Here is a 22,180-nt window from a genome sequence, read left to right as displayed (position 1 = left end):
TTTAGTATCCCGGCACGCACAAGGGAGGAGCTACATATGTTATTGAAAGTCGGCGAACTGGCGCGCCGTTCCGGCATTACCGTTCGCACACTGCATCACTATGACAGCATTGGTTTGCTGGTCCCTTCTGCGCGTTCCGACGCTGGTTATCGTTTATACAACCGGGCTGACATCACCCGCTTGCACCACATCCAGGCGCTGCGCCGGATGGGCGTTTCGCTGGCGGAAGTCGGGGCAATTCTCGCGCGTTCAGGGCCAGCGCTTCCGGCGGTGATTGAGCAGCAGATCGCCATGTTGGAGCAGCAGTTGGCACAGATCGCCGCATTGCGCGGCCGGCTGCAGCACATGCATGCCCAACTTTCCGCCGGGCACGAACCGGAACTGAACGACTGGCTGACTACGTTGGAGTTAATGACCATGTACGATAAATACTTTACCGCCGATGAGCTGATGCAACTACCATTCTACCAAGCTGATCCCACCCGCAATCAGGAATGGGCTGCATTGGTGAGCAGCGTGGGACAACTGATGGCGGAAGGCATCGAACCTCAGGCGCCACAGGCTCAGGCGATGGCACGCCGCTGGATGCTGATGCTGGAACGCGACACCGCCGGCAACCCGGCCTTTCTCACCCGGCTTAACGCCATGCACGCCGACGAACCGTCGATGCGCGAACAGACCGGCATTACACCGACGATGACGGACTACATCACCCGCGCCTTTGCCGAAACCAAGCTGGCTGTCTATCAAAAATACCTGTCGGTGGAAGAGTACGCCTACGTGCGTCAACACTATTTCACCCGCCTGCAGGAGTGGCCGGCTCTGATCGCTCAATTCCATCAAGCAATGAACGACGGCATACCTGCCGATTCGCCGGAGGCGGTGCGATTGGCGGCCGATTGGCTGGCGCTGTTCCAATCCTATGCCGGCACCAACCCGGCGACGCAGATGAAGATCCGTGAAGCGATGGAACGGGAACCCTCGCTGACCGAGGGCACCTGGCTGACTCCGCCGTTGCTGGCCTATCTGCGCCAGGCCGTGGCCCGGCTGATGCGCGGCTGAATAGCTCATAGGATTTTCTTATCTCACCATAAGAAAACCCGATTTATCCCGGCGGCGAGCGGCGCGCATAATGGCGTTTATCTGCTGATTTCCAAGGTAAACAGGCATTACCATGACGCTCTCCGCTCCCGTACTCAGCCTCCTCGATGCCACGCCGGACGATATGGCCGCCGTGCTGCAAATTTACACTCACCACGTGCTGTACGGTGCCGCCTCGTTTGAAGAACAGCCGCCGACCTTGGCGGAAATGCAGCTGCGGCTAGGCAAGGTGCGGGAAGCCGGGTTGCCCTGGCTGGTGGCGAAAAGCGAAGGCCGTGTTATGGGCTACTGCTATGCCACACCATATCGCCCCCGGCCGGCCTATCGCTTTACCGTAGAAGACTCGGTGTATATCGCCGAAGGGCAACAGGGGAAAGGCGTCGGCAAGGCGCTGCTGAGCGCGCTGATCGCCCGCTGCGAGCAAGGCCCCTGGCGCCAGATGCTGGCGATCGTCGGTGATTCCGCCGCCAACCGCGGTTCGTTGGCGCTGCACCAGTCGCTCGGCTTTACCAGCGCCGGAACGTTAAAGGCCGTGGGGTTCAAACTGGGGGAATGGCGTGACACGCAGATTATGCAGCGCGCGCTGGGTGACGGCGACAATCGGCATCCTTGAATGCATGGCGACGCACGATAGGAAGTTAGCGTCTATAGTGAAGAGGGATTTCATTGAGTTAGCGCCAATCGCGCACGCCATCTAACCGGTAAGGGAGAAGTGAATGAAAATTATTCTGTGGATTGTCGCCATCATCTTCATCGTGGGTTTGTTGACGATTACCGGCGTTCTCAAACTGATCTTTTAATCCGTCTCATACGTCCCGCCCCTTCCGGGGCGAGACTTTTCATCATGCCTTGAAACGCGTGCGTACCGCGCCCAGCGCCGACACCACCGCCAGCACCACGCCGCCGGCCACCAGCCCGAATGCCACGTTCAGCAGTGCCGGAACCACACCCTGCAAAAGATGGCCAAACGTCGGCACCACGGTGGTGTACGAGGCCCAGTCTTCGAACAGGTGATGCACCGGCGGCAGGCCGTGGGTCAGGATGCCGCCGCCGACCATAAACATGGCAACAGTGCCGACGATCGACAGCGTTTTCATCAGATAAGGCGCGGCGCGCACGATGCCGCCGCCGAGGGAGCGCGCCACTGCGCTGCGTTTGCGGCTCAGATACAGCCCCAGATCGTCCAGCCGAACGATGCCGGCGACGATGCCGTACACGCCGAGCGTCATCACAACGGCGATGCCGCACAAGACGATCACCTGCTGGCTAAAGGTGGCGCCGGCGACGGTGCCCAAGGTAATGGCGATAATCTCGGCGGACAGCACGAAGTCGGTGCGTATTGCCCCCTTCACCTTGCGCTTCTCATAAGCCGCGGCGTCCTCATTGGCGCCGGGCCCGTCCGATTTTTCCTCCTGCGCCGCCTTGCCGTGGCTCAGGCTGTGAAACACCTTTTCGAACCCTTCGTAACACAGATAGGCGCCGCCCACCATCAGCAGCGGCGTAATCGCCCAGGGCGCGAAGGCGCTGATCAGCAGCGCCAGCGGCACCAGGATCGCCTTGTTGATCAGCGAGCCTTTGGCGACGCTCCACACCACCGGCAGCTCGCGGTCGGCTTTAACGCCGGTGACCTGCTGCGCGTTGAGCGCCAGATCGTCCCCCAGCACCCCGGCGGTTTTTTTCGCCGCCATCTTGCTCATTAACGAGACATCGTCCAGCAACGAGGCAATGTCGTCGATGAGGGTAAGTAAGCTACTTCCTGCCAAAATGATTCATCCTTTTCATATTCACGGGCCATTCTATGTTTAGCATAGCGGTAAAGCATCATGAAAGGATATGGGAGGATCTCGGAAAATGCCGGGCGGGCGATTGCCGCCCGGCGCCGGCGTTAAAGCGCTACGCTGCCCAGGATGAAGGTGACGGTAATCACCGACAGCAGCGTCGTCCAGGTGATGATGGAGGCCATCGCTTCATGATCGCCCCCCATTTGCCGCGCCAGGATATAGGCGTTGCCGGCACAAGGCACGGCGGAGTAGAGAATGGCGATGCTGGCCGGCACGCCGGTGGCGCCGAAATAGTGCACCAGCGCAATGGTAATCAGCGGCATGGCCACCAGTTTCAGCACGGTCGCATAAGAGATGGAAACCAGCTTGCGAATATGCATGCTGACGATCAACCCTGCGCCGACCGACATCAGGCTCAGCGGCGTGGCGGCGTTGGAGAGATATACGAACAGCTGTTTAAGCGCGCCGGTGATGTGCAGGTTGCACAGGTTCATCAGCACCCCGAACAACGCGCCGATGATCAGCGGGTTTTTCGTCAGCGCCAGCAGCGCGCCGCTCAGGCTTTTCTTGCTGCCGGTGCCGTAATGGTTCATCACCAACACGCTCATGATGTTGGTCAGAATGATCATATAGGCCACGAAGAAACCGGACAGCGCCACCCCCTCGCTGCCGAACAGCGATTGCGACAGCGCGATGAATACATAAGAGTTATATCTGACTCCGCCCTGAAAAATGGAGGTAAACAGATCGGCCGACGTATTGAAAAACAGTTTGCCAACGAAAATAATCAACGCGATGGCCAGCGTGGAAACTATGGTCGCCACAACGGGATAAAAGCTGTCCGCGCCGCTAAAATCCGCCTCGCTGATATCCAATATCAACAGCGCCGGAAAAAACAGGTAATAAACGAATTTGTCTGAAAAGCCCCAAAATACGGCAACGTCTTTAACATAGAGCTTTGACAAATAGCCCAGCACGATTAACAAAAAAATCGGCAATATAGAAAGAAAAACGTTCAGCATGAATAATAACCTTAAATCGAGAAAATGCGCTCTTCAACCTGATTGAGGTTGCGGTGATTCCACAAGCTTGCCGAAATGAAGACGCGTTGCACCCAGCGTAACGGCGTATCTCTTTCATCGAAAGATGGCGTGAATTTATCGCGTGAATGCAGCGCAAAACGGTTATCGATATACACCAAATCGCCCGGGCAAATATCGATGCTGATGGCATTTTCTTTCACCAGCCCGTAGAAACGCTCCAGCGCGGCTTCCGCTCGCGGCGTGCTGGCGGCAATCATGCCGGGATAGAAAACGGCGCTCACATCCGGCAGAACATGGTTTTGCGAAATCAGCGGCACCAGCGCGGTTTCTTCGCGCCCGGCCTGCGTGGACTGGCGCCAACGGTATGGCAGCTTGATGCTGTACAGCGGGCTGGCCAGCGTTTCGACGTCCTCGCGGCTCAGTTGAGCGATAGCCAAACGCGAATCGGAGATACGCGTCATCGGGCTGTGCGGATCGCGGCGCACGCCGGCCAACAGCAACCCCATCGGCGAGACGTTGAACTGCTCCAGGTGTTTCAGGGCCGCATTTTCAATATGGAAATCCAATTCAACATCGAACCCCAGACCGGTATATTCTTTTTTGGCTTCGCGTTTGGGGATCAGATTATTAATCAGTTCTTTCCCTTCGAAATACATCGAATAGGGTTCACCAATTAGCGAAGAGATGCCGACCAACAGGTTTTCACTGATATTCCCTGATTTGGCCGAAGGCGTATATTGGTTCGGACAATGGGAAAAGAACACTTCTTTATCCACCGGCACATTTTTTAAAATAAGATAAGGCCGTGGTTTGATTGACGCCTTTTGCTGGCTTAATGCAGCGCTTAATCTGTGGGGTAAGTGGGTGATCATGGCCGAACGTATAGCGTGAATATACGCATCACCGCCGGCGGGATCGTAAGCAATTTTATCTAATGCCGAAAATAACTCGTTTCTTTCCTGATCCGTCAATTGAAAGACGTTTTGGTAATCCATCCTGAGCATTCCTTGACAATAAGAATATCATTAGCAAGCCTAATGAAAGCGGCAGGATGTTAACATTATGCAATCAAATTCATAAAGATTTATTAACTAATTTCGTGATCTTAATCACCACTCCTCCGTCCAGTTAGCGGTGGAGAAGAAGTGATTAATAAACAAACAGCTACGCGCATACGTCTCAATCGGATGCGATAGCGAATACGCCCGAGAGATAGCGCAGGACATGACCGTGGGCCTCAAATACGCACGATAAATGCGTGCTGCCCTCAAGCAAGCCAAAGGCAACATGCGCACTGCCATGCTGTTCAACGAAACGCTGCATCGCTTGCGCATTGAACAACTCGTCCTGCGCGGCCGCCAGCAGCAAAGTCGGTAATCGCAGCGCCGCCAGTTGCTTGGCCGGGGCGCGAGGCGTCAAGGCGTTAGCCATATTGACACTGTATTGGCAGACAAAATCGGGGGCGGCGGCCAGCACGGCTGGGGGAAAATTCAGGCTGACCGCCCGGGATTGCCCGAACCATCGCCCACCGCTGAGCGCATTGGCGACAAACGGCCATTGGCGCACCTGAGCAAAACGGGCCGCCGCCGCCAGATCGCGGGCCATCCCGGAAAATGGACCCAGCTCGGGCGCCAGCATGATCAGGCTGTCCGCCTGCTGTTCGCCAGGGTAACGGGTCAAGTAGTTGAGCAACATGCCGGCGCCGCTCGAATGGCCAAGCAGGTGTCTGCGCGCCAGCGGAAACCGGCGGCGCATTTCTGCCAGGATGATATCGACATCGCGCCAAATACGCTCAGGCCGCTCAACCGTCCCCCGCTCTCCCCTGGAATCACCATGTCCGCGGATATCTACCAGACACACCGCGAGCGTCGGCTCGGCGGCCAGCTGGCGCGCAAGGACGTCATACCCGGCGGCGCTGTTAACCCCGCCGCCGTGATACACCACCATCACGTCTGCACTCGCGGCAGTTTGCCGATACAGGCGATAGCTCAATCCCTCAACGCGACCGGACAACATCTCCACATGCCCGCCCGGCCACTCGCCGTAAGACTTCGCTTGCTCAACATAGCGGTCAAAATCAATCAAAGCGCACCTTTCCATGAATATTGTCGGTATTTCCTACGGCAAAGCTCCTCGCCAAAATGGTTATAACAATATGAAATAACAGCAGTAATTACCATTCTTTTGCACATTCTCCCTTAGCGTCAGGGCAGATCGCCCGCCGGCACATTGAGCTGCCAGGAAAGGCCGAAACGATCGTTGAGCCAGCCGAAACGGGCGCTGAAGCCGTAGTCATCGAGCGGCATCAGCACCTTGCCGCCCTCCGCCAGCCGGTGGAACGCCCGCTCCAACGCTTCTTCGTTAGGCAGGTTGATGAACAGCGACACCGCCGGGGTGAAGCTAAAGTCATGGCTGATCGGGCTGTCGATAAACACCAAGTTCTGCCGATCGAAATCGATGGCAGCATGCTTGATCAATCGCCGGCCGTCCGGCGTCGGGTCGTAATGCTGTACCTGCATGAGCCGAAAACGCTCGAACACCTGGCTGTAGAGATCGATCGCCCGCTGCGCCTCTCCCTGGAACATGACAAAGGTCGAAACCTGACTCATAACATCCCCTCCGGCAAACGTTGTGGTATTAATGGAGGATAGCGGATTACCGTTGAAGCGGCGGAAAGGAGCAACCATGAGCATCATTCATCGCCTGGCGCAGCCGGACGATCTCAACGGCCTGTTAGCCTTGTATCGCGAGCTGCGCCCGCAGGACGCGCCGCTGCGCGCCGACGATGCGCGCCGAACCCTGCAACGCCTGTTGGACGATCCGGCGATCCGTCTGGTGGTGGCGGCGAAAGAAGATCACCCGATCGCCACCTGCATGCTGGCGCTGATCCCGGGGCTGGCGCACCAGGCGCAGCCGTTCGGCGTCATCGAACACGTGGTGACGGCGGAGCCCTACCGCGGCCACGGCGTGGCGCTCGCCATGATCGAATACGCGCTGCAGCTGGCCTGGCGAAAAGGCTGTTACAAGGTGATGCTGTTGTCGGGGCAGCAACGCACCGGCGCGCACCAGCTCTACCTGAAAGCGGGCTTCGACGGCGATCGCGAGCGGGGATTTGTCATCAGACGGCCCGAGGGCCGATAGCGGCCCGCCGCAAACGGGCGGACCGCCAGGCGGGTCATTCGGTGGCGTTTTTCGCCAGGCTGGCGTCTTTTTGGCGACGATAGTCGCGGGCGGCGGCCGGGATCGGCGTCACCTTGCCGGTTTCGATCCAGCTGCGCAGACGGTTGGCGTCGGCGAAGTGGGTATATTTGCCGAAGGCGTCCAGCACCACCAGCGACACCGAGCGGTTACCGATCATGGTGCGCATCGCCAGGCAGTGCCCCGCCTGGTTGGTGAAGCCGGTCTTGGTCAGCTGAATGTTCCATTTCGGGTTGTACACCAGGTGGTTGGTGTTGCGGAACGGCAGCGTGTAGTTGGGATCCTTGAAGCTGGCCATGCGTTCGGTGGTGGTACTGAGCTGGCCGATCAACGGGTATTGTTTGGTGGCGATCAGCAGCTTGGTCAGATCGCGCGCCGTCGACACGTTATGAATAGAGAGCCCGGTCGGTTCCACATAATGGGTATTGGTCATGCCGAGCGCCCTGGCCTTGGCGTTCATCGCTTTGATGAAGGCGTTGTAGCCCCCCGGATAGTGGTGCGCCAGGCTGGCGGCCGCGCGGTTTTCCGACGACATCAGCGCGAGCAGCAGCATGTCCTTGCGGCTGATTTCGCTGTTCAGCCGTACCCGCGAATACACCCCTTTCATCTCCGGCGTCTGGTGGATGTCCACTGACAGCATCTCGTCGAGCGGCAGGTGCGCGTCCAGCGTGACCATGGCGGTCATCAGCTTGGTGATCGAGGCGATCGGCACCACTTCATCCGGGTTGCGCGCGTACATCACCTTATGGGTTTGCATATCGACAACCATCGCGCTGCCGGAGGCCAGCTCCGGCTGGGTGGCGTGTACGGCGGCGGCGTTGTCGCTGGCCAGCGCGCGTGGCGCAAAGCCTGCGCCCGCCTGCAAAGCGAGCAGAGTCAGAACCAAAACACGTATTTTCACAGGCATTACTCTGAAATGGGGGCTTGAATTCAGCGAATTATATGTGAGGGTTCAGCGCTTGGCACTGGGATTGTATGGCGGATTTGTGACAAATTCTGTCGGCCGAAAAACGACGCAGCCCGCGGGCGCTCTGGGATGAACGCCCGCGTCGAAAAAGTTACAGCGCCGGCTGCCAGGCCGACTGCGGCAGCAGGTACAGCCCCGGCGTTTGCCGCGCCCCGGCACCGACGATATGGCCGATGCCGGCCGCCATTACCGCCAGCGTCACGTCGAAGGCGTTGAGGCTGTCGCCATAGCCGGCGGTCAGGTTGAACATCGAGCCGTTGGCCAGCAAATAGACCGTCTTTTCATTCAGTTGGTAAGCGTTCACATAAGGCATTGGCTCGTGGTGCGGCAAGCCCTTGAGGAAGCCGACGTCGATCTCTTCCGCCACGTGGCCGACGTTGAGGATAAACACGCCGTCCTGCGCCAGTTGCAGATGCTGCGCCGAGAGCACGTTTTTCGCGCCGGTCGCGGTGGCGATCACGTCCGCCTGCGCGACGGCGCTCGCCAGATCCACCACCTGCCAGCCGTCATAACGCGCCTGCAGCGCACGCGCCGGATCGATTTCCGCCACCATCACCTGGCCGCCGTACGCCCTGGCCGCCGCCGCCGTCCCCTGCCCAACCAGGCCGTAGCCGATCACCAGCACGCGCTTTTCGTGCAGCGTCAAATGGGTGGTCTGGAAGAAAGTGTGCCAGGCGGTCAGCCCAACCATATGCCGATTGTGCAACCCCTCTTTCACCGGCAGATCGTCCCAGTTGAAGATCGGGTAGCGCGGCGCCACGCCGTTTAACCGGCTGATGCCCGATCCGGTGGCCTCCAACCCGGCGACGATCTGTGGGCCGCTCGGCGACTGGTGCAGACGGGTGGTCAGATCCGCCCCCATTTCGCACAGGTGGGTCGGCCGCCAGGCCAGCGCGCGATCGAAAGATTCCGACCATTCGCCGACGCTCATGTCACGCCAGGCGTAAGCCTGCGCGCCGCGCCGTTCCAGCCAGGCCACTACGTCGTTCTGTACCGTGGTGGGATTACAGGTGGTCAGGAAGATCGACGCGCCCTTGTCCAGCAGGCCGGCCACCAGCGGCGCCATTTTCAGATCCAGGTGCATATTGCACGCCAGCCGCACCCCATGCAGGTCCGGCAACGCTGCCACCGCCGCCCGGGTGCGCGGCATATGGCGCGTCGCCCAGCTCAATTCGCTCTCAAAATCCTGATACATCCGTTGCTCCTCTGGTGTGCCCCGCCGCCAGGCGTGGCAAAAAAATTATCCCGCGCGGCCGAGCCGGCGGATCGCCTGCGGCGACAGGCCAAATACGCGGATAAATGCCCGCCTCATGCGCTCCGGATCGCTGAACCCCACCAAGCGGGCGATCGCCTCCAGCGGCTCGGCGCTCTCTTCGATGCGCACCCTGGCCGCCTCCACCCGCAGCTGCTCGATGACCTTGGCCGGCGTCTGCCCGGTTTCGGCGCGGAACAGCCGACCGAACTGCCGCTCGCTCAGGCAGGCGGCGTCGGCCAGATCCGCCACCGACAGCGGCAGGTGCAAATGTTCGCGCGCGAACGACAGCGCTGCACGCATGCGATCCGACGACGGATTCAGCGCCAGCAGCAGCGAGTACTGCGACTGCCCGCCGGGGCGTCGGTGGTAGACCACCAGCTGCCGCGCCACGGCCGCCGCCAGGGTGGCGCCCAGATCGTCTTCGATCAGCGCCAACGCCAGATCGATGCCGGCACTGATGCCGGCCGAGGTCCAGATATCGCCATCGCGAATGAAAATGCGGTTGCTGTCGACACGGATACGCGGATAACTCTGCTGCAATCGCGCCGCGTGATACCAGTGGGTGGTGGCGCGCTTGCCGTCCAGCAAGCCGCAGGCCGCCAGAATAAACGCGCCGGTGCACACGCTGGCGATGCGGCGCGCACGCCGGCTGTGGGTTGTCAGGAACCCCGTCAGCGCCGGTGACTGCGCCGCCATCACGTTGCCGCTGCCGCCAGCCACCACCAGCGTATCGAAACGCTCGTCACCGCATGGCTGCGTGGCGATCTCCACCCCGGCCGAGCTGGCGACCATGCCACCCTGCGGCGAAATCGCCACGCAGCGGTAGGCCGGCGGATCGGTAAACTGGTTGACGTTATCGAACGCCGCCAGCGGGCCGGCAAAGTCCAGCAGGTTGAAACCGGGAAAGACCACAAAACCGATCGTTTTCATGATGGCGCTTTTTGAGGGTTATCTGTCATATCAGCCAAAAACAGGGCGGCTATTATGGCCCAGGTCCAACGATAAAAATGAGGCGAATGTCATGTCTGAACCACTCGTGATTGTATTTCCCATCTATCAAGGCGTCACCCAACTCGACTTCACCGGCCCGCTGCAGTTTCTGCGCCGCATGCCGGGCGCGGAAATCATCGTCGCTTCGGTAGACGGCGCGGATGTCGAATCGGAAGGCTTGCACTTCACTCAGCTGCGCCCGCTGCCGGAGATCGCGCGCTGCGACGTGCTGTGCGTGCCGGGCGGCAGCGGCTGCACCCAGGCATTACAGGATGAAGCATTCATGCGGCAAATCCGTCGGCTGGGCACCGATGCTCGCTACCTGACCTCGGTGTGTACCGGTTCGCTGATCCTAGCCGCCGCCGGGTTATTGCTGGGTAAACGCGCCGCCTGCCACTGGTCTATGCGCGATAGCCTGAAGCTGTTCGGCGCCATACCCAGCGCTGCTCGCGTAGAACGCGACGGCAACGTAATCAGCGGCGGCGGCGTCACCGCCGGCATCGATTTCGCGCTGGCGCTGATCGCCGAACTGCACGGCGAAGACACCGCTCAGACGATCCAACTTTATCTGGAATACGCCCCGGCCCCGCCGTTCGAGGGCGGCACGCCGGAACTGGCCCCGCCGCACATTTACGCCAAGGTACAGGCACAAATGGCGGAAAGCCTGGCGCGGCGCAGAGCGTTGGTGGCCCAAATCGCCCAAGGCTAGCGATCGGGCGTATACTTGCCCTTATGCGTCAGCCACATAAGGAGTAAGGAATGACCGATTTGGCCCACTACATTACGGACTACGGTTACTGGGCGTTGTTTATCGGCTGCCTGGCGGAAGGGGAGACCATCACGCTGCTGGGCGGCATCGCCGCCCACGAAGGGCTGCTGCACTGGCCGTGGGTGATCGCGGTGGTGGCGCTGGGCGGCATGATGGGAGACCAGTTGCTGTACTTCGCCGGCCGCCGGTTTGAAGGCCGCGTCATCTCGCGGCTCAAGGGACAGGAAAAGCGCATCGCGCGCGCCAGAAGGCTGATCGCTCGCCACCCGATGCTGTTCGTTATCGGGGTGCGCTTTATGTACGGTTTCCGCATCATCGGCCCGGTGCTGATCGGCGCCAGCCGCCTGCCGCCGTCGCGCTTCGTACCGCTCAATATCCTCGGCGCTATTTTATGGGCGACGATCTTCGTCATGCTCGGTTATTTTGGTGGCCAGGCGATCGAACGCTTCGTTACCGGCTTCGACAAAAAACTCTCCGGCCTGCTGTTTGTCGCGCTGGCGATCGCCGCCATCCTGCTGGTGCGTTTCTGGTGGCGTAAACGCCACCCGGAGTAAGCAAACGCAGCGGGCGTCAGCTTTCCTGCGGCGCCGTGCGCATCAGCTCGACCAGCTCGCGCGCCGCCTTGTCCAACGGGCGGTTCTTCAGCCAGATCAAATGCATCGGCAAGCGCAGTTCGTTCTTGGTATTTTTGAATTTCAGCCGCACCAGCCGCCCCTGCGCCAGCAGCGGCTCGGCCAGCGACAGCGGGAAATTTCCCCACCCCAGCCCCGCCTCCACCATGTTCAGCGCCATCGGTAGGCTGTCGGTGCGCCAATACGCCTCCGCCACCTGCGGACGCAGATCGCCGATCGGCAGATCGCGGCTGGCCACCATGATCTGCCGCACGTTGACCAGATCTTCGAGAAACAGCTCACCCGCCGCGCCGTCCAGCGCCGGATGCTGCGGCGACAGCATCGCCACCAGCGATTCCGCGCCGACGAAGTGAAACTGTTCCGCGCTGTTGACGTTCAGCCCGCCGAACGCCAGACAAACGCCGATGCGCTCCTGATGCAGCATGTGCAGCACGTCGTCCTGCGGCGCGCTGAGCACTTCAATGTTCAGCAGCGGATAACGCTGCGACAGCGTTTTCACCGCCGCCAGCAGGCCGGCGCCGTTAATATCCGACGCCACGCCGATCGAAAGCCGGCTCTCCAGCCCCTGGGATAGCTCGATGGCGTGCACCTGCAGCTGCTTGAGCTGCCCGGCGATCAGGCGGGCGTGCGGCGCCAGGGCCAACGCCAGCGCGGTCGGCGTCGGTTCACGGTGAGAACGGTCGAACAAGGCGAAACCGAGCTCCGCCTCCATGTTGGCGATGCCCATGCTGACCGCAGACGGTACGCGCCGCAACGCGCGGGCGGCGGCGGAAAATGAGCCGCGGTCGAGCACCGCCAAAAACAGTTCGATGTTGTCGCTGGAAAAATTCATCGCTCAACCTGTCAGAAAAACTGACAGCTCCTGACTTTTTCTATCAATATGATTGACGTTATCTTAGCCGCCGTCGCCACAGAGGCAACTAAAAACAGATCGGGAGAAAACGATGCAAGGCGTCAAACGCAAACTGGTGTATGTCACCGCTTATGAAATCATCGGCATGGCGATCTCGGCGCTGGGGCTGGCGCTGCTGTCGGGCCATGCGCCAAGCAGCACCGGGCCGCTGGCGGTGGTGATCACCACCATCGCGGTAAGCTGGAACTTTATTTACAACTATTTATTCGAGTGGTGGGAAAGCCGCCAGGTGTCGCGCACCCGCACGCTCAAACGCCGCATTTTGCACGCCGTCGGCTTTCAGCTGACGCTGGTGGTGTATCTGATCCCGCTGATCGCCTGGTGGATGGGCATCACGCTGTGGCAGGCGCTGCTGCTGGATATGGCGCTGATCGTCATCATTCCTTGCTACACCTTCCTGTTTAACTGGGCGTTCGACAAGCTGTTCGGCCTGCCGGCTTCGGCTCTGCCGGCCGGTGAATCCGCCTAAGCCTGCTCCTCGTCCGATTCGCCTGCGCACGCTCATTGCCGCGCAGGCGCCATCGCTTTATTTTCCGCCCGCCTTCCCCCCTCACGCGAAATAACCTCCAAATCCCTTTAATTTGCACGGTAATTATTATTCTGTGATTTCAATCACTTTTATCGTTCGATATTTCCGTGTTGATAATGAGACTCATCTTACTGAATAATATGCGCTTTTGTTTTCAGTTTAAAAAATACACACCATTGTTCACACTTTGTACGCAGGTTTTTTTGCCACATTTATCGGGAAACGGTAGCATGCCACGCCGTTATTTAATGGCGGCTGTATACACAATAAACAGCGGAATGATGCCACGACCTCATTCTCATTACGATTGTTAATGGCAATCGTTTGCTCTGCAGCTCAGAGCGGGGTTCATCATAGACAGGTAAACAGGACGGATAATGCACTCACAAAAAAAGTCGGCGGATGACAAACACGCCGCCAGAAGACGCTGGCTAGACTCTCATGAATCCGGGTATCACAAAAGCATGGGCAACCGGCAAATCCAAATGATCGCCATCGGTGGCTCTATCGGTACCGGCTTATTCCTCGGTACCGGCGGCCGTCTCGAGTTGGCCGGGCCGGCGCTGGCACTGGTCTACCTGGTGTGCGGGATTTTCTCTTTCTTCATCCTGCGCGCGCTGGGCGAACTGGTGCTGCATCGCCCTTCCAGCGGCAGCTTCGTTTCTTACGCCCGCGAGTTTCTCGGTGAGAAAGCCTCTTACGTCGCCGGCTGGATGTATTTCCTCAACTGGGCGATGACCGGCATCGTCGACATCACCGCGGTGGCGCTATATATGCACTACTGGGGCACCTTTGCCGACGTGCCGCAGTGGCTGTTTGCCCTCGGCGCGCTCGGCATCGTCGCCACCATGAACATGATCGGCGTGAAGTGGTTCGCCGAGATGGAGTTCTGGTTCGCGCTGATCAAGGTCGTCGCTATCGCGCTGTTCCTGATTGTCGGCGTCGTCTTCCTCGGCACCGGCACCCCGGTCGCCGGCCACACCACCGGCATGCACCTGATCACCGAAAACGGCGGCATGTTCCCGCACGGCCTGCTGCCGGCGCTGGTGCTGGTGCAAGGGGTGATCTTCGCCTTCGCCGGCATCGAGCTTATCGGCACCGCCGCCGGCGAGTGTAAAGATCCGGCTAAAATGATGCCCAAAGCGATCAACAGCGTGATCTGGCGTATCGGTCTGTTCTACGTCGGCTCCGTGGTGCTGCTGGTGCTGCTGCTGCCGTGGAACGCCTATCAGGCCGGCCAAAGCCCGTTCGTGACCTTCTTCAGCAAGCTGGGCGTGCCTTACATCGGCACCATCATGAACATCGTGGTGTTGACCGCCGCGCTGTCCAGCCTCAACTCCGGCCTCTATTCCACCGGCCGCATCCTGCGTTCACTGGCGATGGGCGGCTCCGCGCCGAAGCTGATGGCTAAAATGAGCAGCCAGCAGGTGCCTTACGCCGGCATCCTGGTTACCTGCGGCATCTACGTGATCGGCGTGGTGCTCAACTACCTGGTGCCGTCGCGGGTTTTCGAGATCGTGCTAAACATCGCTTCGCTGGGCATCATCGCCTCCTGGGCGTTTATCATCGTTTGCCAGATGCGCCTGCGCAAAGCCGTGCGCGAAGGCCGTGCGCAGCCGGTATCGTTCAGAATGCCGGGCGCGCCGTTCACCTCCTGGCTGACGCTGGCGTTCCTGCTGGTCGTCGTCGTGATGATGGCGTTCGATTATCCGAACGGCACCTGGACCATCGCCACCATTCCGGTGCTGGCGGTGCTGCTGACGCTGGGCTGGTTCGGCCTGCGCAAGCGCGCGCAGGAAGTGAAGCGGGAGCAGCAGGCTCACGAAGAGCAGAACCCGCACTGAATCGACAAACCGCCCTCCGGGGCGGTTTTTTTATCCGCTATAACCGGCCGTAAAACGTCATTCTGGCGCTTTCCGACAGCATGACATCCGGCTGCGCATTGTAGGCCAGCACCACCAGCATGCGCGTGGTGTCGCCTTCGGTCGGCGTCACCCGGTGCATGGCGTTGCGCCCGCGAAACAGCACTAAATCCCCCTCCTCCATCGCCAGCTGTTTGACCGCCCGCTCACCGTCCAGCACCTGCGTGACCCCGGCATAGTTCATCTCGCCGCGGTCGGCATCGCGCAGGTTCTCCACGTATTCGAAACGGCCGCCCCCCTGCGGTTTCTGGATCAGCAGCGTGATGGCGAACGAGGAGTTGTCAAAATGCCAGCCCAGCTCCTGACCGGTGTGGGCGTAATGCAGGTTGATCGACGACAGCCGATCGGCGTAGGGATACAGCTGCGCCTCATCCAACACCGCGCAGAGAAACTCGCGAAACGCCGGAGCATCGTACAGCGCACGCAGCGGCGACTGCGATGGGATATCCTCGTCGGTAATGCAGCCCTTGGATGACACCACCAGCCGGTTGCGCGCATGGTCGGCCGGCAGCGCGTCGTCCTGCGGCCGTAGATACACGTTGTGTTTGCTGCTGGCGTAAAACGCCGCGTGGTGCTGTTCGGCGCCTTCCAGCCTTACCGTCGCCAGCGCGGCGGGGCGCAGAAATCCCGGCAGCACCAGCGCGCCGGCGCGCGCCAGCGTTTGCCTGCAACGGGCGCGGAATGCGGCGTCGTCGATGGGATGGGCGGACAGATCGATAATATCGGCAAGTTGCGGCATGACGTTCCCCTCGTGTGCGATAGCCGGATGCTTCTCACTGTAGCGAATGGCGCATTGCCGCCATAACAAAAATACGTTATGGATAAGCTAACGAATTCTTAGCGATAGTCCTGCCCATGCCGCCACCGTCCCGTGCTCGCCTGCCCAAGCTGAGCGCCATTCTGGCGTTCGAAACCGCCGCTCGCACCGGCAGCCTGGCCCGTGCGGCGGATGTGCTGGCGCTGACCGCCGCCGCCGTCAGCCAGCAAATCCGCCAGCTCGAACAGCATCTGGGCATCACGCTGTTCATTCGCGCCAAAAGCGGCGTCACGCTGACCGAACAGGGCGCGGACTACCTGGCCTACGTGCAGGAGGCGTTCGAAACGCTGCGCGTGGCGCAGCAGCACGTCGAACGCCAGCGCGGCAAACAGGCGCTGACGGTGTTCGCCCTGCCGGCGCTGGCGTCTAAATGGCTGAATCCGGCGCTGGGCGACTGGCTGGCGCAGTGCCCCGACGGCGATTTGCGGCTGCACGCCACCCATGCGGCGGTCGATTTCGCCCATTCGGCGGCGGATTTCGCCCTGTGCTTCGGCGATCAGGATTACCCGCTGCTGGAAAAGGTGCAGCTGTTTCAGGATTGGGTGCAGCCGGTGTGCAGCCCGGCGCTGCGCGAGTGCGGCGACTGGACGCAGCTGCCGCTGATCCACGTCGACTGGGGCAAGGAGAGCCAGTTTTTGCCGGGCTGGCACGAGTGGTTCACCGCCGCCGATCGGCCGCCGCCGCCGCGGCGCGGGCTAACCTATAACCTGACGTCACTGGCCATCGACGCCGCCGTGCAAGGGCGCGGGGTGCTGCTCGGCCAGCGGCGGCTGATCGCCCGTGAACTGGCGGAAGGCCAGCTGGTCACCCTGGCCGAACCGGCGCTGCGGCTCAGCAAACCCTACTACGTAGTTTACCCGCCGCGCACGCTGGAAAAACCCGGCGCAGCGGCGTTTCTGGCCTGGTTGCAAACCCTCGTATCTACAGACCAAACCTGAACCCCGGCGGCGATGTTTGCTGGCGTCAGGCACAACCCTGAACGCTTAAGCCTCTCACCTCAGCCTGTTAATTTATCTCTGCCGACCGGGATCGCGAACCGATTCGCCCTTCGGCCACAATGTCATTTCCCTATGCCGCCGCCCCTGCAATCGCCATATTGCATCGGCCTCTTATTGTCCAAAACGAGGGCTATTCCATGATTTCATTAAATGATTACGCCAACCTGCGCAGCTATGCCGGTAGCGAAACCGCGGTGATGCTCGAAAACCGCTACCATCACGGCGTATTTACCCGAGACGATACGGATACCACCAGCCAGGACAACGGCGTCACCCTGCTCGTCGACGCGCAAAACCGCCGCTGGAAGCGCATCATCAATGACGGCGATTACAGCATCGATTGGTGGCACCTGCCGGGCGATGAACTGGATTACTCGCTGACCATTACCCGCGCGTGCAACTTCTTGCAGGTCAAAGGCGAAGAGTGGTGGCAGTTGCCTATCCCAACGACCCCGGCGGGGATTACTCTGGTTGGCCCCGGCGGCGTTCGCTCTTGTAAAACCACCGCGAACCTGAAGCTGTGGAAAAACGCCGTCGATTTTAAGGGCACCATTCTGGACTTCAGCGGCGCCACCAACATCGAGTGCGTACGCGTGCAATATTCGCTGGGAGCGCCGGCGATTTATAACCTGCGCATCGTGGGTGCCCCTGGCGCGGCGGCCAACCTGCGCGGCCTGTGCGTCTACAGCGATGCCTCAAACATGCACGGCCTGCCGGCCTGCCAACTGCTGGTGCAAAACGTCTGGCTGACCAACCTGTATAAAGGCATCGTCTTTGGCAATAACGCCTATATTCAGAGCTGGCATAGCATCATGGTGCGCGGCTGCTTCTGGCCGATCTGGTCTGAAACCACCGCTAACGCCGGCGAAAAAATCGTCTTCTACAAATGCCTGTTCGGCGACAGCAGAAACTATTATCAGGGGGTGCATGCCTTGGCCTTCCGCGATTGTTCATTCGACTACAGCGGCTTTAGCAATGAAACCGAACAGTTGGCCAATACCGACTATGGTTTGTTCGACCTTAAGGGCGGCACGCTGGACTTCAAAAATTGCCACTTCGAATGGGGCAACGCCAATTGCCGCAACTACCGGCCGGTCTTTACCAGCAACAACGGCGGTACGGTAAAAATCAAAGACAGCCAATGGCACAGCGTGATGACCAACAACACCGATGCCGGCAGCAACGTGCCCTACCAATACGTCGAGTATTTCTTCTTCGATAAGTCCAGCGATCTGAGCGGAAAATGTTATATCGACGGTTTCGATCTGGTGAACGCCGACATTAAAAAAGGCTGGTCCAACAACCATATTGAGATGAAAAAGATCGTCGCGCCCGGCTACATCAACATGTGGCGCCTGCTCTATCTGGGCGATGGCGTCAACCATCTGCCGGAGCCGAGCTGGAAAGAGAGCGGCGCGCTGGCATTGAATAACGTCTATGCCTTCGGCGGCGCACGCCTCTCGCAAACGGAGACCGCCGATCTGGCGGTGACGCTGCAAAACGGCGTGCTGACCGCCACCACCAAAACGGCGACGACAACGGACAAACGCGTCGAGATCTACTTCCCAATCGCGAAAAACGATCTGGTACTGTGGCGCGCCACGCTGGCAAACCTGAAAGGCCAGAGCAGCCTTGATGTCACCATCGGCACTTACCAAGGCAAGTATGTCCTGAATGGCGATGCCGGCGTCACTACCCTACTTGAAAAAGCTTGCCAGTGGGGGCGCACCGGCACGGTAACGCCGGCCGCTTCGGCAACGATGACCTCGGATCGCATCACTGCGCTTAACTCGTCGGAATATTTGCCGTTGCCTGAGGGCTATGTCAATTATGCCCGCATCGCCATCGTGCTGAAAAACTTTGTCGGCAGCGCCGCTCAGCCCACCTCGGTGGACATCACCCAACTGTTGTGTCAAAAGATCGACATCGTCTCCCGCAACCCGCGTAAATCCTGGTAACCGAACGGGCCCCGTCAGGGGCCTGTTTGCCATTAACGCGCGGTATAACCGCCGTCGATGCTGTAAAACGCGCCGGTGGTGAAACTGCTGTCGTCCGAAAGCAGGAAAGCCACCGTTTTCGCCACCTCTTCCCGCGTCGCCATCCTCCCCAGCGGGTGCGAAGCGGCCATCTGCGCCCGCGCCGGCGCTGGCAGTTTCCCCATCGCTGGCGTGTCCACATAGCCCGGCCCGACGGCATTAACGCGCACGCCGCGCGTGGCGAATTCCAGCGCCGCCGAGCGCGTCAGGCCCAGCACGCCATGCTTGGCGGCGGTATAAGGTGCAATCCCGGCAATGCCCACCACGCCGTTGGCGGAAGAGAGGTTCACCACCGCCCCGCCGCCGCCGGCGACGATCGCCGGCAGGCCGTACTTCATGCCGAAAAACGTGCCGCTCAGGCAGGTGGCGATCACCTCGTGCCAATCTTCGACCGCGTACCGATCGATATCCACCTCGTGCGGGCCGGTGATCCCGGCGTTGTTGACCAGTAGATGCAGCGCGCCGCAGCGCCGCACGATCTCTTCAATACCCTGCCGCACCGACGGCGCATCGCGCACGTCCATCCGCAACGTCATCACCCGTCGGCCGTCGGGATCGAGCCGCGCGGCGGCGGCGGCGAGAGGCACTGCGTGGCGGCCGGTCATCACCACCGTGGCGCCGCGCCGAAACAGCTCGGCGGCGATCGCTTCGCCAATGCCGGTGGACGCGCCGGTCACCAGCGCCACCCGATGTTTGAAATCTTGCATAGCCGTTCTCCTGCAACGTTGAACTCAGGGGAACAGGCTAGCGCCGGCAAGTGACAGTTTGCGGCAGCAGCGATGTCCAACACGACGAGAAGTAAAGGTATAACCATTATCAATATTTTAGATATACGATGGAAATAAATTGCATAACCATTTTATTTTCATCATTAAATATGGAAATCGCGCCAGCCATGACGACGAAACCCATTATAACTTTTTATATATTAGTTAGATTAAACCCCTATTTTCCTCGCTGTCATAAAACTGTCATAGATAAATGCATCTTAACTTATCGGAGCATTTATCATGGCAAATACTCGCATTATCGCTACCATCGGCCCCGCTTCTCGCCACATAAACACCTTGGCAGCGCTGGAAAAAGCTGGCATGTCCGTCGCCCGATTGAACGGTTCGCACAACACGCTCGACTGGCATGCGGAAACCATCGCGCTGCTGCGTAAAACGTTGCCGGATACGCCGGTGCTGCTGGACATTCCCGGTAGAAAAATCCGCACATTGCAATTGAAACACGAACCCTCGTTCACTAAAGGGCAAACGTTGATCCTCACGACCGATACTTCGCATAACGGGGAGGAAAAAGTCCCGGTGGGGTATGGCCGGTTGCATGAACGGCTGACGGTGGGAGATAAGGTTTTCGCCGATGATGGCACCCTCTCGTTCCAGGTCGTCAACATCATCGATCGGGACATCCATCTGCAGGCCGACATGGACGGCCAACTAAAAAGCCGCAAAGGTATCAATGTGCCTGGCATCGATCTCGGGCAGGCGCTGATAACGGAGAAAGACCGCGACATGATCGCCTTCGCCAAAGCGCATCAAGTGGACTACATCGGCATCAGCTTCGTCGAAAGCGCCGCACATATCAACGCAATCAGAGCGCTGATCGGAAGCGATACGCCCCGCATCGTGGCGAAAGTGGAAAACAGCGGCGGCATAGAACATCTGGAGGAAGTCATCGCCGCCGCCGACGTTATCATGATCGATCGCGGCGATCTGGCGGTGGAAACCTCGATCGACCACGTTTCCCTCTACCAAAAACAGATCCTCCGTGCCGCCTCCCACGCGGGCAAACCCACCATCGTGGCGACGGAATTGCTGCACAGCATGATAGAGAACCCGCTGCCAACCAAAGCGGAGGTCAGCGACATCACCAACGCGGTGCTGGACGGCGCCGCGGCGGTGATGCTTTCCGGTGAGACCGCCGTAGGACGTTATCCGCTGGAGGCCGTTGCCCGCATCGCCAGCGTAGCCCAGTTGGCGGAACAGCATTTGGCGCATGCCCCCCACTCATCTCCCCCTGCACAGGCCGACGATATTCGACAGGCTATCGGCGCCCTTACCCGCGCCTTGCCGATCTCCCGGGTGGTGGTTTTTTCTCGCACGGGTTACAGCGTGCGCATCGCCGCCATGGCCAACATCGGCATCCCAATCGTCGCATTCGGCAACGATGCGGCGACGGTGCGCAGTTGGAATATGCTGCCGGGTATCACCGGCCTGACATTGCCTCGGATCGATCTGACACAACCGGCAACCGAACGTTTGGCACTGAACGTCCTGTCAGACAATGGATTGATAAATCGGCATGATGTTTTGCTGCTGGTCAGCGCCCAGCAAGACAATCAGCATATCAGCGGTAATATCTTGCGCACGCTCAGCGCCGAGGCCTACCTGCACTCTGACGCGGCGCAGGAGCTTCACCGGAACGAAGAGGTGGCATGATGGATAATCATGCGTTGTTCTATCTGGTGATTGCGCTATTTGCCGTAATCCAATCGGTTTTCGGCATGGGCATATTGGTGTTCGGTACGCCGACGCTCTTGATGCTGGGCGTTGATTTCTCCTCTGTACTTGGGCTGCTGCTGCCGTCGTCGGTGCTGATCTCTCTGACGCAGACGCTTGGTGCCCGCCGCATTGCTTTTCCCGCTCGTGAAAAGATCAATATGCTGATTTGCGCCATTTTCGTCATTCTGGCGCTGAGCCTGGTTTTGCATTCGACGGTGAAAGTGAATGTCGATCTGCTGGTGGGGGCTATCCTGCTGTTTTCCGCCTTGATGCGCTTTCGCCTGTCACTGCAAGAAACATTGAAACGTTACCTCGGCAAACATCAGCGCGCTTATATCGCGATCATGGGCCTGATACATGGCGTCACCAACATGGGTGGCGCCTTGCTGGCACTCTACGCTGCCGCCAGCCATCGAGAGAAACTGGAGATAAGAACCACCGTCTCCCGTTACTACCTGATGTTCGGTTTAATTCAATTGGCCACGCTGGCCAGCATTAAATGGCAAGCTCTGAGCCTCGACGGTTTCACCGCGGCACCGCTGGCTCTGCTTGTGTATCTGGTCGTCGGCAATCTGCTGTTCAAGAGAGCTAGCGCTCCCGTTTATGAAAAAATGGTGACCGGCTTTATTGCCTTCTATGGCGTGGTCGTCCTCACTAAAGGCTATTTATAGGATCACCATGGCGACGACTCTCTTTTCTCTGATTCCGGTGATATTTTTAAT

22 protein-coding genes are annotated in these 22,180 nt (G+C 59.5%); 11 read left to right on the top strand and 11 right to left on the bottom strand.

Annotated elements, in window-relative coordinates:
* Window positions 1-36: 36 nt before the first annotated feature.
* Together ACSJLU_RS06520 and ACSJLU_RS06515 are read left to right on the top strand one after the other, a co-directional pair.
* Entirely contained in the window at window positions 37-1,062 is a 1,026-nt protein-coding gene (locus ACSJLU_RS06520) for a MerR family transcriptional regulator (RefSeq protein WP_025301962.1), read from the top strand.
* Between the two features lie 112 nt (window positions 1,063-1,174).
* On the top strand, window positions 1,175-1,714 hold the full coding sequence (locus tag ACSJLU_RS06515) for a GNAT family N-acetyltransferase (RefSeq protein WP_060432638.1): 540 nt from the start codon (window positions 1,175-1,177) through the stop codon (window positions 1,712-1,714).
* Between the two features lie 229 nt (window positions 1,715-1,943).
* Here ACSJLU_RS06515 and ACSJLU_RS06510 read toward each other — a convergent pair whose 3' ends face one another.
* From ACSJLU_RS06510 to ACSJLU_RS06490, 5 genes are all read right to left on the bottom strand, one after another.
* Window positions 1,944-2,864, bottom strand: a complete 921-nt coding sequence (locus ACSJLU_RS06510; RefSeq protein WP_147822935.1) for a DUF808 domain-containing protein — start codon at window positions 2,862-2,864, stop codon at window positions 1,944-1,946.
* A 122-nt stretch (window positions 2,865-2,986) separates the two neighbouring features.
* A complete protein-coding gene (locus ACSJLU_RS06505) occupies window positions 2,987-3,904 on the bottom strand; it encodes an AEC family transporter (RefSeq protein WP_025301959.1) in 918 nt (305 codons plus the stop codon).
* An 11-nt stretch (window positions 3,905-3,915) separates the two neighbouring features.
* Window positions 3,916-4,920 (bottom strand): TauD/TfdA family dioxygenase, encoded by a 1,005-nt coding sequence (locus ACSJLU_RS06500; RefSeq protein WP_439041066.1) that lies wholly within the window; start codon window positions 4,918-4,920, stop codon window positions 3,916-3,918.
* Window positions 4,921-5,104: 184 nt separating this feature from the next.
* Entirely contained in the window at window positions 5,105-6,010 is a 906-nt protein-coding gene (locus tag ACSJLU_RS06495) for an alpha/beta fold hydrolase (protein WP_342096511.1), read from the bottom strand.
* A gap of 119 nt (window positions 6,011-6,129) precedes the next feature.
* Window positions 6,130-6,534 carry a VOC family protein gene (locus ACSJLU_RS06490; RefSeq protein ID WP_049203833.1) on the bottom strand — a complete coding sequence of 135 codons (405 nt, stop codon included), beginning with the start codon at window positions 6,532-6,534 and terminating at the stop codon, window positions 6,130-6,132.
* A gap of 76 nt (window positions 6,535-6,610) precedes the next feature.
* On the opposite strand from ACSJLU_RS06490, the gene ACSJLU_RS06485 reads away from it, so the two are divergent.
* Window positions 6,611-7,066, top strand: coding sequence for a GNAT family N-acetyltransferase (locus ACSJLU_RS06485; RefSeq protein WP_025301952.1), 456 nt, complete (start codon window positions 6,611-6,613; stop codon window positions 7,064-7,066).
* 34 nt (window positions 7,067-7,100) lie between these two features.
* On the opposite strand, the gene pbpG is transcribed toward ACSJLU_RS06485, so the two are convergent.
* From pbpG to ACSJLU_RS06470, 3 genes are all read right to left on the bottom strand, one after another.
* Window positions 7,101-8,030: a D-alanyl-D-alanine endopeptidase gene (gene pbpG / locus ACSJLU_RS06480; RefSeq protein WP_025301951.1), complete on the bottom strand. Its 930-nt coding sequence runs from the start codon at window positions 8,028-8,030 to the stop codon at window positions 7,101-7,103.
* 151 nt (window positions 8,031-8,181) lie between these two features.
* A complete protein-coding gene (locus ACSJLU_RS06475) occupies window positions 8,182-9,285 on the bottom strand; it encodes an adenosylhomocysteinase (RefSeq protein WP_342096512.1) in 1,104 nt (367 codons plus the stop codon).
* Between the two features lie 45 nt (window positions 9,286-9,330).
* Complete coding sequence (locus ACSJLU_RS06470; RefSeq protein ID WP_342096513.1) at window positions 9,331-10,275, bottom strand: GlxA family transcriptional regulator; 945 nt, start codon at window positions 10,273-10,275, stop codon at window positions 9,331-9,333.
* Between the two features lie 91 nt (window positions 10,276-10,366).
* Here ACSJLU_RS06470 and ACSJLU_RS06465 point away from each other — a divergent pair, with 91 nt between their 5' ends.
* On the top strand, window positions 10,367-11,044 hold the full coding sequence (locus ACSJLU_RS06465) for a DJ-1/PfpI family protein (protein WP_025301948.1): 678 nt from the start codon (window positions 10,367-10,369) through the stop codon (window positions 11,042-11,044).
* A 50-nt stretch (window positions 11,045-11,094) separates the two neighbouring features.
* The gene (locus tag ACSJLU_RS06460; RefSeq protein ID WP_025301947.1) at window positions 11,095-11,658 is read left to right on the top strand and encodes a DedA family protein; all 564 of its coding nucleotides are present in this window, start codon (window positions 11,095-11,097) and stop codon (window positions 11,656-11,658) included.
* A gap of 16 nt (window positions 11,659-11,674) precedes the next feature.
* Here the strand turns inward: ACSJLU_RS06460 and ACSJLU_RS06455 are convergent, their stop codons facing one another.
* Window positions 11,675-12,568 carry a LysR family transcriptional regulator gene (locus ACSJLU_RS06455; RefSeq protein WP_025301946.1) on the bottom strand — a complete coding sequence of 298 codons (894 nt, stop codon included), beginning with the start codon at window positions 12,566-12,568 and terminating at the stop codon, window positions 11,675-11,677.
* 112 nt (window positions 12,569-12,680) lie between these two features.
* Here ACSJLU_RS06455 and ACSJLU_RS06450 point away from each other — a divergent pair, with 112 nt between their 5' ends.
* Together ACSJLU_RS06450 and ansP are read left to right on the top strand one after the other, a co-directional pair.
* Window positions 12,681-13,118 carry a PACE efflux transporter gene (locus tag ACSJLU_RS06450; protein ID WP_004939694.1) on the top strand — a complete coding sequence of 146 codons (438 nt, stop codon included), beginning with the start codon at window positions 12,681-12,683 and terminating at the stop codon, window positions 13,116-13,118.
* Window positions 13,119-13,555: 437 nt separating this feature from the next.
* Window positions 13,556-15,022, top strand: a complete 1,467-nt coding sequence (gene ansP, locus ACSJLU_RS06445; protein ID WP_025301945.1) for an L-asparagine permease — start codon at window positions 13,556-13,558, stop codon at window positions 15,020-15,022.
* Between the two features lie 37 nt (window positions 15,023-15,059).
* Here the strand turns inward: ansP and ACSJLU_RS06440 are convergent, their stop codons facing one another.
* The gene (locus ACSJLU_RS06440) at window positions 15,060-15,839 is read right to left on the bottom strand and encodes a HalD/BesD family halogenase (RefSeq protein WP_025301944.1); all 780 of its coding nucleotides are present in this window, start codon (window positions 15,837-15,839) and stop codon (window positions 15,060-15,062) included.
* Between the two features lie 116 nt (window positions 15,840-15,955).
* On the opposite strand from ACSJLU_RS06440, the gene ACSJLU_RS06435 reads away from it, so the two are divergent.
* A complete protein-coding gene (locus ACSJLU_RS06435; RefSeq protein WP_060432626.1) occupies window positions 15,956-16,855 on the top strand; it encodes a LysR substrate-binding domain-containing protein in 900 nt (299 codons plus the stop codon).
* A gap of 197 nt (window positions 16,856-17,052) precedes the next feature.
* Window positions 17,053-18,873: a hypothetical protein gene (locus ACSJLU_RS06430; RefSeq protein WP_049203821.1), complete on the top strand. Its 1,821-nt coding sequence runs from the start codon at window positions 17,053-17,055 to the stop codon at window positions 18,871-18,873.
* A 32-nt stretch (window positions 18,874-18,905) separates the two neighbouring features.
* Here the strand turns inward: ACSJLU_RS06430 and ACSJLU_RS06425 are convergent, their stop codons facing one another.
* Window positions 18,906-19,658, bottom strand: coding sequence for an SDR family NAD(P)-dependent oxidoreductase (locus ACSJLU_RS06425; RefSeq protein ID WP_043136760.1), 753 nt, complete (start codon window positions 19,656-19,658; stop codon window positions 18,906-18,908).
* A 303-nt stretch (window positions 19,659-19,961) separates the two neighbouring features.
* Here ACSJLU_RS06425 and pyk point away from each other — a divergent pair, with 303 nt between their 5' ends.
* The gene (pyk, locus tag ACSJLU_RS06420) at window positions 19,962-21,395 is read left to right on the top strand and encodes a pyruvate kinase (protein ID WP_342096514.1); all 1,434 of its coding nucleotides are present in this window, start codon (window positions 19,962-19,964) and stop codon (window positions 21,393-21,395) included.
* Window positions 21,392-22,129 (top strand): TSUP family transporter, encoded by a 738-nt coding sequence (locus ACSJLU_RS06415; protein WP_230203376.1) that lies wholly within the window; start codon window positions 21,392-21,394, stop codon window positions 22,127-22,129. The genes pyk and ACSJLU_RS06415 overlap by 4 nt, the downstream gene beginning before the upstream one ends.
* Window positions 22,130-22,180: the final 51 nt, after the last annotated feature.

The sequence above is a fragment of the Serratia bockelmannii genome (genome assembly GCF_051803255.1).
Lineage (GTDB): Bacteria > Pseudomonadota > Gammaproteobacteria > Enterobacterales > Enterobacteriaceae > Serratia > Serratia bockelmannii.
The sequence above is the reverse complement of the archived record's forward strand: the minus strand, read 5'-3'. Positions and strand labels throughout refer to the sequence as shown.

Coding starts and splice junctions, on each gene's coding strand:
- ACSJLU_RS06520 (WP_025301962.1), top strand. CDS start 37: ATGTTATTGAAAGTCGGCGAACTGGCGCGCCGTTCCGGCATTACCGTT.
- ACSJLU_RS06515 (WP_060432638.1), top strand. CDS start 1,175: ATGACGCTCTCCGCTCCCGTACTCAGCCTCCTCGATGCCACGCCGGAC.
- ACSJLU_RS06505 (WP_025301959.1), bottom strand. CDS start 3,904: ATGCTGAACGTTTTTCTTTCTATATTGCCGATTTTTTTGTTAATCGTG.
- ACSJLU_RS06500 (WP_439041066.1), bottom strand. CDS start 4,920: ATGGATTACCAAAACGTCTTTCAATTGACGGATCAGGAAAGAAACGAG.
- ACSJLU_RS06490 (WP_049203833.1), bottom strand. CDS start 6,534: ATGAGTCAGGTTTCGACCTTTGTCATGTTCCAGGGAGAGGCGCAGCGG.
- ACSJLU_RS06485 (WP_025301952.1), top strand. CDS start 6,611: ATGAGCATCATTCATCGCCTGGCGCAGCCGGACGATCTCAACGGCCTG.
- pbpG (WP_025301951.1), bottom strand. CDS start 8,030: ATGCCTGTGAAAATACGTGTTTTGGTTCTGACTCTGCTCGCTTTGCAG.
- ACSJLU_RS06475 (WP_342096512.1), bottom strand. CDS start 9,285: ATGTATCAGGATTTTGAGAGCGAATTGAGCTGGGCGACGCGCCATATG.
- ACSJLU_RS06470 (WP_342096513.1), bottom strand. CDS start 10,275: ATGAAAACGATCGGTTTTGTGGTCTTTCCCGGTTTCAACCTGCTGGAC.
- ACSJLU_RS06465 (WP_025301948.1), top strand. CDS start 10,367: ATGTCTGAACCACTCGTGATTGTATTTCCCATCTATCAAGGCGTCACC.
- ACSJLU_RS06460 (WP_025301947.1), top strand. CDS start 11,095: ATGACCGATTTGGCCCACTACATTACGGACTACGGTTACTGGGCGTTG.
- ACSJLU_RS06455 (WP_025301946.1), bottom strand. CDS start 12,568: ATGAATTTTTCCAGCGACAACATCGAACTGTTTTTGGCGGTGCTCGAC.
- ACSJLU_RS06450 (WP_004939694.1), top strand. CDS start 12,681: ATGCAAGGCGTCAAACGCAAACTGGTGTATGTCACCGCTTATGAAATC.
- ansP (WP_025301945.1), top strand. CDS start 13,556: ATGCACTCACAAAAAAAGTCGGCGGATGACAAACACGCCGCCAGAAGA.
- ACSJLU_RS06440 (WP_025301944.1), bottom strand. CDS start 15,839: ATGCCGCAACTTGCCGATATTATCGATCTGTCCGCCCATCCCATCGAC.
- ACSJLU_RS06435 (WP_060432626.1), top strand. CDS start 15,956: ATGCCGCCACCGTCCCGTGCTCGCCTGCCCAAGCTGAGCGCCATTCTG.
- ACSJLU_RS06430 (WP_049203821.1), top strand. CDS start 17,053: ATGATTTCATTAAATGATTACGCCAACCTGCGCAGCTATGCCGGTAGC.
- ACSJLU_RS06425 (WP_043136760.1), bottom strand. CDS start 19,658: ATGCAAGATTTCAAACATCGGGTGGCGCTGGTGACCGGCGCGTCCACC.
- pyk (WP_342096514.1), top strand. CDS start 19,962: ATGGCAAATACTCGCATTATCGCTACCATCGGCCCCGCTTCTCGCCAC.
- ACSJLU_RS06415 (WP_230203376.1), top strand. CDS start 21,392: ATGATGGATAATCATGCGTTGTTCTATCTGGTGATTGCGCTATTTGCC.